Source organism: Brenneria alni, from assembly GCF_003666245.1.
Taxonomy (GTDB): domain Bacteria; phylum Pseudomonadota; class Gammaproteobacteria; order Enterobacterales; family Enterobacteriaceae; genus Brenneria; species Brenneria alni.
The window spans coordinates 1-886 of the sequence record NZ_MJLZ01000113.1 but is presented as its reverse complement, the minus strand read 5'-3'; the positions used below and the strand labels follow the sequence as shown (position 1 = coordinate 886).

Annotated in this window: 1 protein-coding gene; it reads left to right on the top strand. The window is 56.8% G+C overall.

The annotated features are described in order from the left end of the window. On the top strand, nucleotides 1–886 hold an 886-nt coding region (locus tag BIY29_RS19895; RefSeq protein WP_121576723.1), incomplete at both ends, for an Ig-like domain-containing protein.

Here is an 886-nt window from a genome sequence, read left to right as displayed (position 1 = left end):
CCGAATCCAGCCAGTCTGTGAATATCAGCGGCAAGGTCGGCAATAATGTGCAGGCCGGTGATGCGGTAACGGTCACCGTAGGCAATGAAACCTACCAGACCACGGTCAACGCTGACGGCACCAGTTGGAGCGTGAATGTGCCGGGCAGCGTACTGGCCGGTAATACCGAGATTAATGCCAGCGTCACCACTGCCGATGCGGCGGGTAATACCACTACCGCAGAAGCTAGCCGCCCTTACACTGTCGACACCATAGCCCCGGACGCCTCCATCACTATCGACACAGTGGCTGGTGACGATATGGTGAATATCGATGAGTCCAATCAGACTATTAATGTGACAGGTCGTGTTGGTAATAATGTTCAAGCCGGTGACGCGGTGACGGTCACCGTCGGTTCAGAGACCTACCAGACCACGGTCAATGCCGATGGTGTTAGCTGGAGCGTTAGCGTGCCGGGCAGCGTGCTGGCGGCGAACACCAATGTCACCGCCGGCGTGACCACTGCTGATGCGGCGGGTAATACCACCATCGCAGAAGCTAATCGCCCTTACACCGTCGATACGGTAGCCCCGGACGCCTCCATTACTATCGACACCGTGGCTGGTGATGATGTGGTAAATATCGCCGAGTCCAATCAAGCCATCAACGTGACCGGCAAGGTTGGCAACAATGTGCAGGCCGGTGATACGGTGACGGTCACCGTGGGTGCGGAGACCTTCCAGACCACAGTGAATGCGGATGGAATTAGCTGGAGCATAGATATTCCGGGTTCTGTTCTGACGGCGAACACCAATGTCAGTGCCAGCGTGACCACTGCCGATGCCGCCGGTAATACCACTACGGCAAGCGCCAATCGTTCTTATACCGTTGATACGGTAGCGCCGGA